Raw genomic sequence first — 15,529 nt, forward strand, 5'->3', positions numbered from 1 at the left:
CGGCCGGGTCCGCTCAGCGGACCTGGACCAGGCGGGCGAAGGCGACGACGTTCCCGTCGTAGCCGTTCTGCTTGGTGAAGCCGCCGCCGCAGGTGATGACCCGCAGCTCGGGGCCGCCCTTGGCGGCGTACACCCGGTCGCCGGGGAAGTCGTCCTTCTCGAACACCTCGACGCCGTAGATCTCGAACACCGCCGTCCTGCCGTCCTGGCGGGACACCTCGACCCTGTTGCCCTTCTTCAGGGCCCCGAGCCCGTAGAAGACGGCGGGGCCCTGTGTGTTGTCGACGTGGCCGACCACCACCGCGGTGCCGTTCTCCCCGGGGGACACCGCGCCGGTGAACCAGCCGGCCAGGTTCGGGTCCTCCGGCGGCGGCGCGCCGACCCAGCCGTCCGCGTCCAGGCCGACCGGCATGATCGGCGCGTCGACCTGGATGGCGGGGATCACGACCCGGTCGGGGACCGCGTACGCCAGCGGCGCGAGTCCCGCGACGGCGTTCTCCCCTCCGGCGACACGCGTGTCCGACGCGGCCGCCGAGGCGGGCTGCGGCGGGCCCACGTCGAACTCCCCCGAACCGTTGCGGATGAGCGCGAGCCCGGTCAGCAGAACCAGCGCTATCACGCCCCAGGGAGCGCGCTTCCTCCTCCGCTCCTCCTCGGCCAGTTCCTCGGACCCGTGCATTCGCCTTCCCCTCTCGACCCGGCCGTCGCCGTGTCCGTCGCGCATACGAGCACGCTAAGCGCGGCGCGTCCCGGCGGCGACGGGGCGCATGCGAACGGGTGGCGCGCGCACCCGGCGGTGAGCCATCCGGGACACGCCCCGGCGGAAATTTTCTGACGGTCCGTGACCTGCGGTGATACCCGCTCGCCCGGTTCCGGCCCGGCATGCCCGCTCACCAGGACGGACCAGCCCCGAAATGCGGCTGGAAGCACGGCAACTGAGGGTCTTTCCGGGAGGCGCTTTCTCGCCGATCGACCGGGGACGGGTCCCGGGGCGTCTTCCGCGGAGGATCACATGCGCAACTTCCGTGCCCTGGCGGCCGCGGGTGCCGCGGTCGCCGTTCTGGGGCCGGCCGCCCCCACGGCCATCGCCGGCGGCGACCACAACACGCCCAGCAACATCGTCGCGCTGCCCAGCGTCGTCGCCCGCGGCGGTGAGCTGACCGTCACGGTCGACGGCTGCCCGCAGGGCGGGACGATGACCTCGAACGCGTTCGGCCGGGCCCACCTGACGCCGGTGAGGGGAGCCAACGAGACGTCCAGGGGCACCGCCACCATCAGGGACGAGGCGCGGCCCGGGTCCTACGACATCACCGTCAACTGCTCGGGCAGGCCGCTGACCCGGCCCGCGGCCTTCACCGTCATCGGCGGTGTCCGCGGCGGTCTCGGGGGCAGCAGTTCGAACGGGGCCACGCCCACGGACATCGCGATCGGCGGCGGGCTCGTGGCCGCGGCCGTCGCCGGTGGCGGTCTGTTCTGGCTGCGCCGCCGTTCCGAGCGCCGGATCTGACCGCGCCCGAAGCGGGACCGTGCGGGCACCGCCGCAGGGGAGCGGGCCCGCCTTCCGTAGCCCCCGGGACGGCGCACGCCGCACAGGGCTTCGCCCCGGATCCTTCAAGGGATCCGGGGCGAAGCCCTGTGCGCGGGGAGGGGAGGTCAGGCGCTCCCCTCGCCGGAGCGGCGGCGGGACAGGTGGTACGCCGCGCCGACGGAGCCGGCGACGAGGGCGAGACCGAGCCCGATCTCCTTGAGGTCGAAGCCGGCGATGCTGCCGCCCTCGCCGGCGTGCACGCCCTTGGGCGGCACGGTGCCCGGGCGGTGCGAGTGGCCGCCGGCGATGGTCAGGTCGGTGGTCCCCGTCCTCCCGTCGCAGGTGAACGACACCCTGTACACCGCGCCGGGACGGGCGTCCCGGTCGACCTCCGCCTGCGCCGACACGTGCTGGCGCGGGATGACGACCGTGTCGAACACCGGGGACGAGACCGTCACGCGGCCCCGGCAGTCGCCGTCGTTCCGGTCCACCCGCAGGGTGACCTCCCCGCCCGGGGCGACGACGGACGGCCGGACGCTGAAGCCGAACGGCGTGCTGCCGCCGACGGCCGCGCCGGCCGGCACACAGGAAGACAGAGCGGCGACGCCGAGCAGCGCGGCCGAGGCGACGGGTATCGCGCGCATGGTGAATCCTCCGGGTCCCGAGGAGCAGCTGCGGACCTGTTCCGCTCGCGCCGGAAATGCACCTCGATGCCCGAAACGCTAGGAAGCCCGGCCCGGGGGCGCGATCGCAGTCGCGCGAATGGGGCACGTGTGTGGGCCGACCGGGGGACGGTGCCGTGGCGGCCGTGGGACGGTGACGGCGTGTCGACTCGCCGGCGGGCCGCCCCCGGGCACGAGCGACCGGGGGCGGCCCGTGCGGACCGTCAGCCCTCGACGCCCGGGAAGAGGCTCAGGAACGGCTCCGTCGACGCGGCGACCCCGCGGCTGTAGGGCGCGTCGAAGTCCCAGATCAGGAAGAGTAGGAAGGCGATCAGCGCGGAGAACAGCCCGGCCAGGACCAGTTCCCGTGGGGTGCGCCGGATCTGCAGGGCGAAGACCATGCCGATGGTGATGACGGCACCGGCGATGAGCCCGAACCACACCACGCCCGGCATCGTCGCCCCCGTGGAGTCGGCGCGGGCGGTGCGGGCCTGGTCCGCGACGGCCACCTGGTCGACGAGCGGCTGGTAGGCCTGGGCCTCGAAGTCCGACGCGGGCTCGTAGTCGGTGACGTCCGCGCGGACCCGGTCGAGGAGCTCGGTGCCGCGCTCGGTGACCTCGCCGTCGTCGGCCATGGACTTCCACTCGGTGGTGACGACGTGTCCGACATAGGCGTTGACATCCTCCCGGATGCGGTCACGCACCTCGGGGGGATAGACCCGGACGCGCTCGGAGATCTCGTGCAGCGCGACGGCCTCCGCCTGCACGTGGTCCTCGGCCGCGCTGCGCGCCTCCCAGACACCGGCGATGGCCAGGCCCAGGACGATGGCGTACACCACACCGATCCACATCGTCATGTACTCGATGACGTCCGGTGTCTCGGTGATGTCCTCGTCGTCGGACGCCGCGCGGTGCCGCAGGAAGGTCACGACGACCACGACGGCGCAGGCGGCCAGCATCGCGAGGATGAGAACAAGCCATTCCGGCAAGAGAAGCCTCCAGGGGTCAGCGCGCGCGGAGCGCGGCGACGGCTACCACCGCGGGCACCGTGATGAGCAGGACGAAGACGAGCGGTGAGGTGGTCCCGCGCGAGGACCGCTGCTGCACCCGGGCGGTGCGGTACCGCGGGAAGTGCACCGGGGTGAGCGAGGGGCGCGGCGCCGGCGTGGCCGACGGGGCGGGCGCGGGAGGGGCGGGCCGGTCCGGCGTCCGTGGGGGCGCCGGTGCGGGTGTGGGGGCGGGCGTCGGGCGGGCCGGGGCCGGGGCTGGGCGCGGGGGCGGCGGCTCGGGCTTCGGGGCGGGCGGCGGCGGAGGTTTCGGCGCGGGCGTGGGCGGAGGAGTGGGCTTCGGCGTCGGTGGTGGCGGCGGTGGTGGTGTCGGTGTCGGGGTAGGAGTGGGCGGCGGTGTCGGCGGGGGCGTGGGCTCCGGGCACGGCGGGAAGGTGGGCCAGGAGAAGCTCCCGGCGACCGCCACCGCCTCGGTGCCGCCCGGGCCCGTCGACGCCCACGCGCAGGCGTCGGCCCGCGCCGTGCCGACCGGCACGCCGACGAGCGTGAACGTCAGCGTCACCAGGGCCAACACCCGGCCTGCGGCGCCGGATCGGGTCGGTTCAGGTCCTTGCACGACGAGATCATCGGGTTTGGCGCGCGGTGCCACGCGGGAGAACCCGGCGATTGCCCCGAAGGAGGGACATGAGCCGGTCGGCGGTTTGACCGGCCGCCGGCCCGCCGCGCCGGGATGCGTACTCACGTGCGCACTCCGGGGGAGGCGTCCCTCCGCCCGCCGTACCGGGGGCGGGTGGCCGCGAAGAATTCCGCGTCCCGGTTGAACACAACCCGCACCGTCGTGCGTACCCAGTGTCGTGCGGCGGGCCAGCAGGGCGCCGCAACACCGTTGCGATGATCGGGGATTGACCATGAAGACCTCCTGGCGGAGCGCCTCACTCGTGGCGAGCGCTGCGGCGGTGCTGGCACTGACGACGGCGTGCGGCCAGGACGGCGGCAGTGCCGCGGGCAGCCAGAACGTCGGTGCGACGGCCGCTCCCGGTGACGTCAGCAGCATCGGGGCCGGAGCCGGGACCGGCGAGGGTCTCGGTGCGAAGGGAGGGCAGGCCTCCGCGGCTCCGCCCGCCTCCGCCGGCAAGCTGTCCGCCACCGCGAACGCCGAGCTCGGCGAGGTCGTGACCGACGGCGCGGGCCGCACCCTGTACCGGTTCGACGAGGACACCGCCCAGCCGCCGGAGACGACGTGCGAAGCCGACTGCGCGACGGCCTGGCCGCCGGTGGCGGCGGACGACGCCATCGCCGGCGAGGGCATCGACAAGTCGCTGCTCGGCGAGGTCACCCGCGCCGACGGCACCAAGCAGCTCACCATCGGCGGCTGGCCGGCGTACCGCTACGCCAAGGACGCCGTCGGGGAGGTCAAGGGTCAGGGCGTCGGCGGCAAGTGGTACGCGCTCGCCCCCGACGGCAAGAAGGCGAAGGCCGCCGACGCGGCGGGACTGTCCACCCGCAACGATCCCCAACTCGGCGAGATCGTCGTCGACGGGAACGGCATGACCGTCTACCGCTTCATGAAGGACGAGGCGTGGCCGAAGCCGGTCTCCGCGTGCACCGGGGCCTGCCTGGAGAAGTGGCCGGTCGTGGCACCCGTCGAGGCGAACGACACCAAGGGCGTCGTCAAGAAGGGCCTGATGAGCTTCACCCGGCCCGACGGCGCCGCGCAGCAGACGGTCGACTGCTGGCCGATCTACACCTTCGCGGGGGACAAGAAGGCCGGCGACACCAACGGCCAGGGCGTCGGCGGCACCTGGTACGCCGTCGCACCCGACGGGAAGCCGGTCGGCGCGCCGAAGAAGTGACGGCACCTCCCCGGGGCCGTCCCCTCCGCCCGTACTCGGAGGGGACGGCCCCATTCGCGCGCTTTGGCGTGCCTTGGCGCCCGGCACGTGCCGCAGGCAGTGACCGGGAACGGACGGTCGGTCTCCGCTCGGGCTCGCCCCTTTGACGGGCGATCAGTAGCCTCAGCTCGAACACCGGATCGCCCGAGCCTTGGAGAGATAGATGGAGCGTCCCGCCTGGGCCCCACGGAGCATCGACATCTCGGTGCCGAGCGTGTCCCGCATCTACGACTTCTACCTGGGCGGTTCGCACAACTTCGAGGTCGACCGCGAAGCGGCCCGCAGGGCCATGGAGTTCATGCCGGGACTCCCCAAGATCATGCAGGCGAACCGGGCGTTCATGCGCCGCGCCGTGCGCTTCGCGGCCGCCGAGGGCATCGACCAGTTCCTCGACATCGGTTCCGGCATCCCCACCTTCGGCAACGTCCACGAGGTGGCCCGGGCGGCCCGGCCCGGGGCCCGTGTGGTGTACGTCGACCACGACCCGGTCGCGGTCGCGCACAGCCAGGCGGTCCTGGAGGGCGTCGAGGACGCGGACGTGGTGGCGGCCGACCTGCTCAAGCCGCAGGACATCCTCACCAGCCCCCAGGTGGAGCGGCTGATCGACCTGAATCGGCCGGTGGCCCTCCTGCTCGTCGCCGTACTGCACTTCGTGGAAGACGCGGACGACCCCTGCGCGGCGGTGGCCGAGCTGCGCGACGCGCTCGCACCCGGCAGCATGCTCGTCCTCACGCACGCCACGTACGAGGGAATCCCGCTGCCCGCCGAGCGGGCCGTCGGCGCGGTGGACGTGTACAAGGACATCCGCAATCCGCTGATCATGCGTTCGCGCGACGAGATCGCCCGGTTCTTCGAGGGGTACGACATGGTGGAACCCGGACTGGTTCCCTTGCCGCACTGGCGGCCCGAGACGGCGCCGGAGGACGAGGACCCGTACGCCTTCTCCGGCTTCGCGGGCGTGGGGCGTACGGCGTGACCGCGGCACCGGACGGACCGGAGGACAGACTCCGCAGGTTCGCGACGATCTGGAGCCGAGCGGTGTTCCCGGTGACCTCGACGTCGTCGACCCGTCCCGAGTTCGAGGAGGAACTGCTCCCGCTGGCCCGCCGGTTGAGCGCGCTGCTACGGGCCCACGGCCTCGACACCGGCGAGGCGAAGGCGGTCGGCGCCGCGCTCGTGGACGTGCACTGCACCGACCCCGACGCGCTCGCCCGCACGCTGGACTGCGTGGACGCCTACCTGGTGCTGTACTGCGGCGAGGGCGGCAACCCCGAGGACCTGCGGGCACGTTCCGCGCGCATCCAGCACGCCATGGCGGCCGGGTACGCAGGGGCGCTGCGCCGCCGGACGCTGGCCGAGCAGGAGGCCATCGCACAGGCCGCGCTCAAGGCACAGGGCGTGGTGGCCGAGGCCCTGCACGCCAGTGAGGCCCGCTTCCGCGCGGTGTTCGAGGGCGCCGCCATAGGCATCGGCATCGCCGACCTCGACGGCAACATCCTCCAGGTCAACGGCGCCCTGACCCGCATGTTCGGGTTGACCGACCCGTCGCTGCGCGGCCGCAACGTCAGGGAGTGGACCCACCCCGACGACGCGCCGCAGACCTGGCGGCTCTACCAGGAGCTGGTGCACGGCGAGCGCGAGGCCTACCACTGCGAGAAGGCCTTCTACCGGCCCGACGGCACGGTGCTGTGGACCAACCTGACCGTCTCCCTGCTGCGCGACGCCGACGGCAGCCCGCAGTACCAGCTCGCGCTGATGGAGGACACCACCGAGCGCCGCCTGCTCAATCTGCGGCTGCGCTACGAGGCCACCCACGACGCGCTCACCGGCCTGCCCAACCGCGCCTTCTTCTTCGAGCGCCTGGAGAAGGCCCTCGGCGCGGGACCGGGCCAGCGGTTCGGCCTGTGCTACCTCGACCTCGACGGCTTCAAGACCGTCAACGACAGCCTCGGCCACGCGGCCGGCGACCGGCTGCTCGTGGAGGTCGCCGACCGGCTGCAGGCCTGCGCCACCGCGCCCGGCGAGATGGTCGCCCGGCTCGGCGGCGACGAGTTCGTGGCGCTGACCACCGGCCCGGACACCCGGCACGGGGTGGACGAGCTCGCCGGGCGCATCATGAACGCGCTGCTCGCGCCCATCAGCGTCGACGGCCGCGAACTGACGGTGCGTGGCAGTATCGGCGTGGTCGAGGGCCCGGCGGGCGAACGCAGCCCGGCGGAGGTGCTGCGCAGCGCCGACATCACCATGTACCGGGCCAAGTCGGCGGGCGGCAACCGCTTCGAGCTCGCCGACCCCGAGGCCGACGCCCGGGTCATCACCCGGCACGGGCTGACGACCGCGCTGCCGGCGGCCCTGGAGCGGGGCGAGTTCTTCATCGAGTACCAGCCGCTGGTGCACCTCGGCGACGGCAGTGTGCACGGCGCCGAGGCCCTGGTGCGCTGGCTGCACCCGCAGCACGGCGTCCTCGGCCCGGACCGGTTCATCCCGCTCGCCGAGCACACCGGGCTGATCGTCCCGCTGGGCCGCTGGGTGCTGGAGCAGTCCGTGCGGCAGGCCCGCGTGTGGCGGGAGCGGTACGGCGGGACGGCCGCCGCGGGGCCGCTGCGCATCAACGTCAACCTCTCGCCCTGCCAGCTCACCCACCCCCGCCTGGTCCAGGACACCGTCGACATCCTGGAGCGGACCGGCGTGGCACCCGACGCGCTCTGCCTGGAGGTGACGGAGTCCGCGCTGATCGGCGCGGACGACGACCTGCTGAAGCCGCTGCGCCGGCTGGCCGAGATGGGCGTGGACATCGCCCTGGACGACTTCGGCACCGGCTACTCCAACCTCGCCAACCTGCGCCGGCTGCCGGTGAGCGTCCTCAAGCTGGACCGCTCCTTCACCCAGAGCATGCAGCAGTTCCCGGCCGACCCGGTCGACCTCAAGATCGTGGACGGCATCGTCGCCCTCGCCCACAGCCTGGACCTCAAGGTCACCGTGGAGGGCGTGGAGACCGGCGCCCAGGCCGAGCAGCTGCGCATCCTGGGCTGTGACACGGCCCAAGGCTGGTACTACGCCCGGCCGGGCCCGCCGGACCGCCTGCACGACCTGGCCCTGGTCGACGCGACGGGCTGACCGGGGGCACCCGGACGGGCGGTGGCCCGTGGGCCCCGGTGGCCGCCGGCACCGGGGCCGGTTCCGCGTGGGGCCGGTTCCGCGTGGGGCCGGCTCCGCGTGGGGCCGTCACCGCTCCAGCAGCATCCGCTGCAGCTCCCGTGCCGCCCGGGGCGGAGCGACGTCGCTGCGGTGCGCGAGCGCGATCGTCCGGTGCAGTCCGGGCCGGGCCAGCGGCGTGACCCGCAGGCCCCGCCCGGACCGCGCCGCCACCATCCGGGGCACCACCGCCATCCCCAGCCCCGCCCGCACGAAGCCCAGCACCGCGTCCATCTCCCCGCCCTCCACCGCGAAGTCCGGCTCGAACCCCGCGGAGCGGCACGCGGCCACCGTCAGTTCCCGCAGGTCGTAGCCGTGCCGGAACATCACCAGCCGCTCGCCCTCCAGGTCGGCGATCCGCACCGTCCGCCGCCCGCCGCCCGGCCGGGGCGCCTCCGGCGACGACACCACCACCAGGTCCTCCCGCAGCAGCTCCACCGTGGTGAGGGCCGGGGACGCGGTGGGCAGCGGCAGCACGACCAGCGCCAGGTCGAGCGCGCCGCGGGCCAGCTCCCGTACCAGGTCGTGCGAGCCGCCCTCCTCGATCAGCAGCCGGACACCCGGATAGCGGTCGTGGAAGGCGCGCAGCACGTCGGGGAGCAGGCCGGTGCACAGGCTCGGTGTCGCGCCGAGCCGGACCCGCCCGCTGCGCAGTTGCACCAGCTCCAGCACCTCGTGCCGCGCGGTGTCCGCGTCGGCCAGGATGCGCCGGGCCAGGGGCAGCAGCGCCTCCCCGGCGTCCGTCAGCGTGATGTTGCCCCGCGCCCGCAGGAAGAGATCCGCGCCCAGCTCCCGCTCCAGCGCCTTGATCTGCTGCGACAGCGACGGCTGAGCCACGTGGACGGTCTCGGCGGCCCGGGTGAAGTGCCGGGTCTCGGCGACCGCCACGAAGTACTGGAGCTGCTGGAACTGCATGCCCTCAGCATAGATCCCGATAGGCGGTACCTATGGAAACGAGGCGGACCATGTCTTGGACCGATGACCCCTCACCCCCGTAGCGTCTGGTGACATGGCTCTGGCAACGCGGACGGACCGACGGCCGTCCATGGCGCGCACCGTGTGGGACTCGTCCGTCGGCAAGAAGACAGTGATGGCGGTCAGTGGTCTCGTCATGCTGCTCTACCTGGTCGCCCACATGATCGGCAACCTGAAGATCTTCTTCGGGACGAGCGAGTTCAACCACTACGCCCACTGGCTGCGCACGGTCGGCGAGCCGTTCATGCACTACGAGTGGACGCTGTGGCTGATCCGCGTCGTGCTGGTCGTCGCCGTCGTCGCCCACGCCGTGTCCGCGTACCAGCTCAGCCGCCGCGACATCAAGGCGCGGCCCAGCAAGTACGTGCACAAAAAAGCGGGCTCGAGCTACGCGACCCGCACCATGCGCTGGGGCGGGATCATCCTCGGCCTGTTCATCGTCTGGCACATCCTGGACCTGACCACCGGCACCGTGCACTCCGGCGGCTTCGAGACCGGCAAGCCCTACCAGAACGTCGTGGACACCTTCTCCACCTGGTACGGCAACGTCGTCTACATCGTCGCGGTGCTCGCCCTCGGCCTGCACATCCGGCACGGCTTCTGGTCCGCCGCCCAGACCCTCGGCGTCGGCAGCCGCACTCGCGACCGCGCCCTGAAGACCGTCGCCAACGTCCTCGCGCTGCTGCTCACGGCCGGCTTCGTCGCCGTTCCCGTGGGCGTCATGACCGGAGTGGTGAGCTGAGATGACAACCTACGCCGACTACACGACCGGAGAGCCGGTCGCCGACACCAAGGCCCCCGCCGGGCCGGTCAACGAGCGCTGGGACACGCGCCGCTTCGAGGCGAAGCTGGTCAACCCCGCCAACCGGCGCAAGCAGACGGTCATCGTCGTCGGCACCGGCCTGGCGGGCGGCTCGGCCGGCGCCACCCTCGCCGAACAGGGCTACCGCGTCGTGCAGTTCTGCTACCAGGACTCGCCGCGCCGTGCCCACTCCATCGCCGCGCAGGGCGGCATCAACGCGGCGAAGAACTACCGCAACGACGGCGACTCCGTCCACCGGCTGTTCTACGACACCGTCAAGGGCGGCGACTTCCGCTCCCGCGAGTCCAACGTGCACCGGCTCGCGCAGATCTCCGTCGAGATCATCGACCAGTGCGTGGCCCAGGGCGTGCCCTTCGCCCGCGAGTACGGCGGCCTGCTCGACACCCGCTCCTTCGGCGGCGTCCAGGTCTCGCGCACCTTCTACGCCCGCGGCCAGACGGGCCAGCAGCTCCTGCTCGGCGCCTACCAGGCGCTCAGCAGGCAGATCGCGGCCGGCAACATCGAGATGCACCCGCGCACCGAGATGCTCGACCTGATCGTCGTGGACGGGCGGGCGCGCGGCATCGTCGCCCGGGACCTGATCACCGGGAAGATCGACACGTACTTCGCGGACGCCGTGGTCCTCGCCTCAGGCGGCTACGGCAACGTCTTCTACCTGTCGACCAACGCCATGAACTCCAACGCCACCGCGATCTGGCGGGCGCACCGGCGCGGCGCGTACTTCGCCAACCCCTGCTTCACCCAGATCCACCCGACGTGCATCCCGCGCACCGGCGACCACCAGTCCAAGCTGACGCTGATGAGCGAGTCGCTGCGCAACGACGGCCGGATCTGGGTGCCGAAGGCCAAGGGCGACGACCGGCCGCCGAACAGGATCCCCGAGGACGAGCGCGACTACTACCTGGAGCGCATCTACCCGTCCTTCGGCAACCTGGTGCCCCGCGACATCGCCTCCCGCGCCGCCAAGAACGTCTGCGACGAGGGCCGGGGCGTGGGCCCCGGCGGACAGGGCGTGTACCTGGACTTCGCCGACGCGATCCGACGCATGGGCCGCAAGGCCGTCGAGGCCAAGTACGGCAACCTCTTCGACATGTACCAGCGGATCACCGACGAGGATCCGTACGAGGTGCCCATGCGGATCTACCCGGCCGTGCACTACACGATGGGCGGCCTGTGGGTCGACTACGACCTCCAGACCACCGTCCCCGGCCTGTTCGCCGTCGGCGAGGCCAACTTCTCCGACCACGGCGCGAACCGGCTCGGCGCCTCCGCGCTGATGCAGGGCCTGGCGGACGGCTACTTCGTCCTGCCGGCCACCATCAACGACTACCTCGCCCGCCACCCGCACAAGGACGAGGTCGACGACGACCACCCGGTGGTGCGGGAGGTGCTGGCCGAGACCGAGGACCGGCTCAACCTGCTCCTCTCGGTCGACGGAGACCGCACCCCGGACTCCTTCCACCGCGAACTCGGCGAGCTGATGTGGGAGTTCTGCGGCATGGCCCGCACCGACTCCGGCCTGCGCAAGGCCCTGGCACGCATCCCGCAGATCCGCGAGGAGTTCTGGCGGCGCATCAAGGTCCCGGGGACCGGCGAGGAGTTCAACCAGTCGCTGGAGAAGGCCAACCGCATCGTCGACTACCTGGAGCTCGCCGAGCTGATGTGCCTCGACGCGCTGCACCGGTCCGAGTCCTGCGGGGGCCACTTCCGCGAGGAGTCCCAGACCCCCGACGGCGAGGCGGCCCGCAAGGACGACGAGTTCGGGTACGCCGCCGCCTGGGAGTTCACCGGCACCGGCGAGGCTCCCGCCCTGCACAAGGAAGACCTGGTCTTCGAGTACGTCCACCCCACCCAGCGGAGCTACGCATGAAGCTCACCCTGCGCGTCTGGCGCCAGAAGAACGCCGACGCCGAAGGCGCCATGTCCACGTACGAGGTGGACGGGATCTCGCAGGACATGTCGTTCCTGGAGATGCTCGACACCCTGAACGAGGAACTCATCCTCAAGGGCGAGGACCCCGTCGCCTTCGACCACGACTGCCGCGAGGGCATCTGCGGCGCCTGCTCGCTGGTCATCAACGGCGACGCCCACGGCCCCGAGCGCACCACCACCTGCCAGCTGCACATGCGGTCCTTCGAGGACGGCGACACCATCGACGTCGAGCCTTGGCGGGCCGCTGCCTTCCCGGTCGTGAAGGACCTGGTCGTCGACCGCTCGGCCTTCGACCGCATCATCCAGGCCGGCGGCTACGTCACCGCGCCCACGGGTGCCGCGCCGGAGGCGCACGCGACGCCGGTGCCCAAGCCGGACGCCGACTTCGCCTTCGAGCACGCCGAGTGCATCGGCTGCGGCGCCTGCGTCGCCGCGTGCCCGAACGGGGCGGCGATGCTGTTCACCTCCGCGAAGATCAACCACCTGAACGTCCTGCCGCAGGGCGCGCCCGAGCGGGAGACGCGGGTGCTGGACATGGTCGCGCAGATGGACGACGAGGGCTTCGGCGGCTGCACGCTCGCGGGCGAGTGCGCGACGGCCTGCCCGAAGGGCATCCCGCTGATGTCGATCACCAGCATGAACAAGGAGTGGCTGCGGGCGACGCGGAAGGTGACGAAGCGGTAGTCGCCCCCGCGCGCCGCGGCTGCCTCGTGGCCCGCCGCGCACGCCTCCGCGGCCCGTCCGTGGGGCGCGCCCAGTGAACGTTCGCCGGAAGGTGCGGACGGGCGGGGCCGGGAGAGGTGCTCCTCCCGGCCCCGTCTCGCTGTCCCGCCCCTGGCATTCAGCAACCCCACACCCGCTCTCCCGGTGCCGGTCACGCACAGGACAGCCCGCGTCGGAAGAACTGTGGCGGACCCGGCCCCGTCACCAGGAGAGCACCCATGACCGGTGTACTGACCGCAGACCGCGCCCCGGCGCCCGCCGCACCCCCTCGCTACACCGTCGGCCTCGCCCGCGACGAGGAGGAGGTGCGCGAGGCCCAGAGGCTGCGGCACGACGTCTTCGCCGGGGAGATGGGCGCCCTGCTGGCGAGCCCGCGGCCCGGGTACGACATCGACCCCTTCGACGCCCACTGCGACCACCTGCTGGTGCGCGAGGAGACGACCGGGCAGGTCGTCGGCACCTACCGGCTGCTGCCGCCGGAACGCGCCGCGATCGCCGGACGGCTGTACGCGCAGGGCGAGTTCGACCTCACGGCACTGGACGCGATCCGGCCCTCCCTGGTCGAGGTCGGCCGTTCCTGCGTGCACCCCGATCACCGGGACGGCGCGGTGATCGGGCTCATCTGGGCCGCGCTGGCGAGCTACATGAGCGAGCGGGGCCACGAGTGGCTCGCGGGCTGCTGCTCGATCCCGCTCGCCGACGGCGGCGCCCTCGCCGCCGCCGCGTGGGACCGGGTCCGCACCAGGCACCTGGCACCCGAGGAGTACCGCGTCCGGCCGCTGCTGCCCTGGACGCCCGGCGCCGCGGCGCCCGCCGCGCGCGACCGACTGCCCGCCCTGCTGCGCGGCTACCTCCGCCTCGGCGCCTGGGTCTGCGGGGAGCCCGCGCACGACGTGGACTTCGGCGTGGCCGACCTGTACGTGCTGCTGCCGATGAGCCGCGTCGACCCGCGCTACCTGCGGCACTTCCGCTCGCTGCTGCCGGCCCGATGAGCGCCTGGCTGCCCGTCGCGCCCTGCACTCCGGGGGCCTGCCTGGAGCCCGTCCGGACCCCGGTCGGCGTACCGCGCGCGGTGCTGAGGCTGACGGCGGTCACCGTCCTCCTCCTCGCCGGGAGCGCGGTCGCGCTGTCGCCGCTGCGGGGGCGGGTGCCGGCCGCCCTGGTGCGGAGCTGGTGCCGGTGGACCGTGCGCGCCGCCGGCGTCCGGGTGCGTGTCACGGGTGCCGCCGTGCCCACCGGCGGCCTGCTGCTGGTCGCCCACCACGTCTCCTGGCTGGACGTCCCGTTGCTCGCCGCCGTACGCCCGGCCCGGATGCTGGCCAAGAGCGAGATACGGCGGTGGCCGGTGGCCGGGCCGCTCGCCGCGCGCGCGGGAGCCCTGTTCATCGAACGGGACCGTCTGCGGGCGCTGCCGGACACGGTCGCCGTGGTCGCGGGGGCGCTGCGCGGGGGAGCCGCGGTCGCCGCCTTCCCCGAGGGCAGCACCTGGTGCGGGCGCGCGCGGGGCCGCTACCGCGGGGCCGTGTTCCAGGCCGCGCTCGACGCCGGCGTGCCGGTCCAGCCGGTCCGCATCCGCTACCGCACCGGAGGGCGGGCGCCGAGCACCGCGCCCGCCTTCGTCGGCGAGGACACGCTGCTCGCCTCCCTGTGGCGGGTGGCGACGGCGCGCGGGCTGACGGCCGAGGTGGAGGTGCTTCCGGCGGTCCCGCCCGGCCGCCACCGCGACCGCCGCTCCCTCGCCGGCGCGGCCCAGCTCGCGGACCCTGGGGCGGGGACCGGCGGCCACGGTCACCAGCGGAAAGCACCTTCGAAAAGTATGTGCTCTTTGTGAGGTATGTGCCGTTTTCGGGCTGCTGATGCGGACAGTCGGAGTACAGACACTCCGGAAGGAGGGTGATGGCAGATGATCACCCGTGAAGAGATCGCCGACCTCCTGGACCATCCGGTCTACGACGGGGACGGCAACAAGATCGGCGACGCCAAGCACGTCTTCTTCGACGACATGACCGGGCGTCCCGAGTGGGTGAGCGTGAAGACCGGCATGTTCGGCTCCAACGAGTCGTTCGTGCCCATCCGCGACGCCTCGCTGGTGCACGACCATTTGGAGGTCCCGTACCGCAAGGACCAGGTCAAGGGCGCGCCCAATGTCGACGTCGACGCGGGCGGCCATCTGTCGGAGGCAGAGGAGCACCGGCTGTACGACTACTACGGCATCAACTGGGACAGCGTGCTGTCCGAGGCGGAGCGCACCGACGACATCGGACGGGCCGAGGGCCCCGGCACCATGGGCACGACCGGTGCGGCCGGTGCGGCCGGTGCGGCCGGAGTGGCGGGCACGGCGGGCACCACCGGGCGCGAGAGCGCACCGGGCCGCAGGGGCATGCCCGGCGACGACGCCATGACCCGCTCGGAGGAGCGGATGCACGTCGGCGTCGAGGAGCACGAGGTCGGCCGGGTCAGGCTGCGCAAGTACGTGGTCACCGAGGAGGTCACGCAGACCGTTCCGGTGCGCCACGAGGAGGTCCGCGTGGAGCGTGAGCCGATCACCGACGCCAACCGGGACGAGGCGATGGCCGGACCGGATCTCGGCGAGGCCGAGCACGAGGTCACGCTGCACGAGGAACGCGCCGTCGTGGAGACCGAGACGGTGCCGGTCGAACGGGTCCGGCTCACCACGGAGGAGCACACCGAGAACGAGACCGTACGCGGTCAGGTCCGCAAGGAGCGCATCGAGGCCGAGACGGAGCGCACGGCCGAGGACGACACCCGGCGGGACCGCGAGTAGCGGGCCG

At 72.8% G+C, this 15,529-nt stretch carries 15 protein-coding genes; 10 read left to right on the top strand and 5 right to left on the bottom strand.

Features of this window, described 5'->3' with window-relative positions; genetic code table 11:
- Positions 1-13: 13 nt before the first annotated feature.
- Entirely contained in the window at positions 14-679 is a 666-nt protein-coding gene (locus tag AC0VYN_RS13495) for a class F sortase (RefSeq protein WP_385462396.1), read from the bottom strand.
- A 333-nt stretch (positions 680-1,012) separates the two neighbouring features.
- Between AC0VYN_RS13495 and AC0VYN_RS13500 the strand changes: the two genes are divergently transcribed.
- Positions 1,013-1,507: a hypothetical protein gene (locus AC0VYN_RS13500; RefSeq protein ID WP_475536184.1), complete on the top strand. Its 495-nt coding sequence runs from the start codon at positions 1,013-1,015 to the stop codon at positions 1,505-1,507.
- A 146-nt stretch (positions 1,508-1,653) separates the two neighbouring features.
- Here AC0VYN_RS13500 and AC0VYN_RS13505 read toward each other — a convergent pair whose 3' ends face one another.
- The 3 genes from AC0VYN_RS13505 to AC0VYN_RS13515 all read right to left on the bottom strand — a co-directional run bounded on the left by AC0VYN_RS13505 (position 1,654) and on the right by AC0VYN_RS13515 (position 3,327).
- Positions 1,654-2,172, bottom strand: coding sequence for a hypothetical protein (locus tag AC0VYN_RS13505; protein ID WP_475536185.1), 519 nt, complete (start codon positions 2,170-2,172; stop codon positions 1,654-1,656).
- Between the two features lie 242 nt (positions 2,173-2,414).
- Complete coding sequence (locus AC0VYN_RS13510) at positions 2,415-3,179, bottom strand: bestrophin-like domain (RefSeq protein ID WP_385466555.1); 765 nt, start codon at positions 3,177-3,179, stop codon at positions 2,415-2,417.
- 16 nt (positions 3,180-3,195) lie between these two features.
- Complete coding sequence (locus AC0VYN_RS13515; RefSeq protein ID WP_475536186.1) at positions 3,196-3,327, bottom strand: hypothetical protein; 132 nt, start codon at positions 3,325-3,327, stop codon at positions 3,196-3,198.
- Positions 3,328-4,105: 778 nt separating this feature from the next.
- Between AC0VYN_RS13515 and AC0VYN_RS13520 the strand changes: the two genes are divergently transcribed.
- From AC0VYN_RS13520 to AC0VYN_RS13530, 3 genes are all read left to right on the top strand, one after another.
- On the top strand, positions 4,106-5,050 hold the full coding sequence (locus tag AC0VYN_RS13520) for an SCO0930 family lipoprotein (RefSeq protein ID WP_475536878.1): 945 nt from the start codon (positions 4,106-4,108) through the stop codon (positions 5,048-5,050).
- 202 nt (positions 5,051-5,252) lie between these two features.
- Positions 5,253-6,065 carry an SAM-dependent methyltransferase gene (locus tag AC0VYN_RS13525; RefSeq protein WP_475536187.1) on the top strand — a complete coding sequence of 271 codons (813 nt, stop codon included), beginning with the start codon at positions 5,253-5,255 and terminating at the stop codon, positions 6,063-6,065.
- Positions 6,062-8,206 carry a putative bifunctional diguanylate cyclase/phosphodiesterase gene (locus tag AC0VYN_RS13530; RefSeq protein ID WP_475536188.1) on the top strand — a complete coding sequence of 715 codons (2,145 nt, stop codon included), beginning with the start codon at positions 6,062-6,064 and terminating at the stop codon, positions 8,204-8,206. The genes AC0VYN_RS13525 and AC0VYN_RS13530 overlap by 4 nt, the downstream gene beginning before the upstream one ends.
- Before the next feature lie 108 nt (positions 8,207-8,314).
- Here the strand turns inward: AC0VYN_RS13530 and AC0VYN_RS13535 are convergent, their stop codons facing one another.
- Positions 8,315-9,199 carry a LysR family transcriptional regulator gene (locus AC0VYN_RS13535; RefSeq protein ID WP_385466544.1) on the bottom strand — a complete coding sequence of 295 codons (885 nt, stop codon included), beginning with the start codon at positions 9,197-9,199 and terminating at the stop codon, positions 8,315-8,317.
- Positions 9,200-9,329: 130 nt separating this feature from the next.
- Between AC0VYN_RS13535 and AC0VYN_RS13540 the strand changes: the two genes are divergently transcribed.
- The 6 genes from AC0VYN_RS13540 (at position 9,330) to AC0VYN_RS13565 (ending at position 15,522) form a co-directional block, all read left to right on the top strand.
- Complete coding sequence (locus AC0VYN_RS13540) at positions 9,330-10,001, top strand: succinate dehydrogenase (RefSeq protein WP_475536879.1); 672 nt, start codon at positions 9,330-9,332, stop codon at positions 9,999-10,001.
- A 1-nt stretch (position 10,002) separates the two neighbouring features.
- Positions 10,003-11,952, top strand: a complete 1,950-nt coding sequence (locus AC0VYN_RS13545) for a fumarate reductase/succinate dehydrogenase flavoprotein subunit (RefSeq protein WP_475536189.1) — start codon at positions 10,003-10,005, stop codon at positions 11,950-11,952.
- Complete coding sequence (locus AC0VYN_RS13550; RefSeq protein WP_385466538.1) at positions 11,949-12,698, top strand: succinate dehydrogenase/fumarate reductase iron-sulfur subunit; 750 nt, start codon at positions 11,949-11,951, stop codon at positions 12,696-12,698. Before AC0VYN_RS13545 ends, AC0VYN_RS13550 begins: the two co-directional genes overlap by 4 nt.
- 257 nt (positions 12,699-12,955) lie before the next feature.
- A complete protein-coding gene (locus AC0VYN_RS13555) occupies positions 12,956-13,729 on the top strand; it encodes a GNAT family N-acetyltransferase (protein WP_475536190.1) in 774 nt (257 codons plus the stop codon).
- A complete protein-coding gene (locus tag AC0VYN_RS13560; RefSeq protein WP_475536191.1) occupies positions 13,726-14,568 on the top strand; it encodes a lysophospholipid acyltransferase family protein in 843 nt (280 codons plus the stop codon). Before AC0VYN_RS13555 ends, AC0VYN_RS13560 begins: the two co-directional genes overlap by 4 nt.
- Before the next feature lie 72 nt (positions 14,569-14,640).
- A complete protein-coding gene (locus tag AC0VYN_RS13565; RefSeq protein ID WP_475536192.1) occupies positions 14,641-15,522 on the top strand; it encodes a DUF2382 domain-containing protein in 882 nt (293 codons plus the stop codon).
- Positions 15,523-15,529 lie beyond the last annotated feature (7 nt).

It is taken from the genome of Streptomyces sp. 63XJN7_1_ISO-PGPR-S23-121 (assembly GCF_056173025.1).

What these genes read in the sequence shown, in the direction of transcription:
- AC0VYN_RS13565 (WP_475536192.1), top strand. Translation starts at nt 14,641, where the DNA reads ATGATCACCCGTGAAGAGATCGCCGACCTCCTGGACCATCCGGTCTAC.
- AC0VYN_RS13550 (WP_385466538.1), top strand. Translation starts at nt 11,949, where the DNA reads ATGAAGCTCACCCTGCGCGTCTGGCGCCAGAAGAACGCCGACGCCGAA.
- AC0VYN_RS13500 (WP_475536184.1), top strand. Translation starts at nt 1,013, where the DNA reads ATGCGCAACTTCCGTGCCCTGGCGGCCGCGGGTGCCGCGGTCGCCGTT.
- AC0VYN_RS13520 (WP_475536878.1), top strand. Translation starts at nt 4,106, where the DNA reads ATGAAGACCTCCTGGCGGAGCGCCTCACTCGTGGCGAGCGCTGCGGCG.
- AC0VYN_RS13560 (WP_475536191.1), top strand. Translation starts at nt 13,726, where the DNA reads ATGAGCGCCTGGCTGCCCGTCGCGCCCTGCACTCCGGGGGCCTGCCTG.
- AC0VYN_RS13535 (WP_385466544.1), bottom strand. Translation starts at nt 9,199, where the DNA reads ATGCAGTTCCAGCAGCTCCAGTACTTCGTGGCGGTCGCCGAGACCCGG.
- AC0VYN_RS13540 (WP_475536879.1), top strand. Translation starts at nt 9,330, where the DNA reads ATGGCGCGCACCGTGTGGGACTCGTCCGTCGGCAAGAAGACAGTGATG.
- AC0VYN_RS13505 (WP_475536185.1), bottom strand. Translation starts at nt 2,172, where the DNA reads ATGCGCGCGATACCCGTCGCCTCGGCCGCGCTGCTCGGCGTCGCCGCT.
- AC0VYN_RS13545 (WP_475536189.1), top strand. Translation starts at nt 10,003, where the DNA reads ATGACAACCTACGCCGACTACACGACCGGAGAGCCGGTCGCCGACACC.
- AC0VYN_RS13495 (WP_385462396.1), bottom strand. Translation starts at nt 679, where the DNA reads ATGCACGGGTCCGAGGAACTGGCCGAGGAGGAGCGGAGGAGGAAGCGC.
- AC0VYN_RS13555 (WP_475536190.1), top strand. Translation starts at nt 12,956, where the DNA reads ATGACCGGTGTACTGACCGCAGACCGCGCCCCGGCGCCCGCCGCACCC.
- AC0VYN_RS13525 (WP_475536187.1), top strand. Translation starts at nt 5,253, where the DNA reads ATGGAGCGTCCCGCCTGGGCCCCACGGAGCATCGACATCTCGGTGCCG.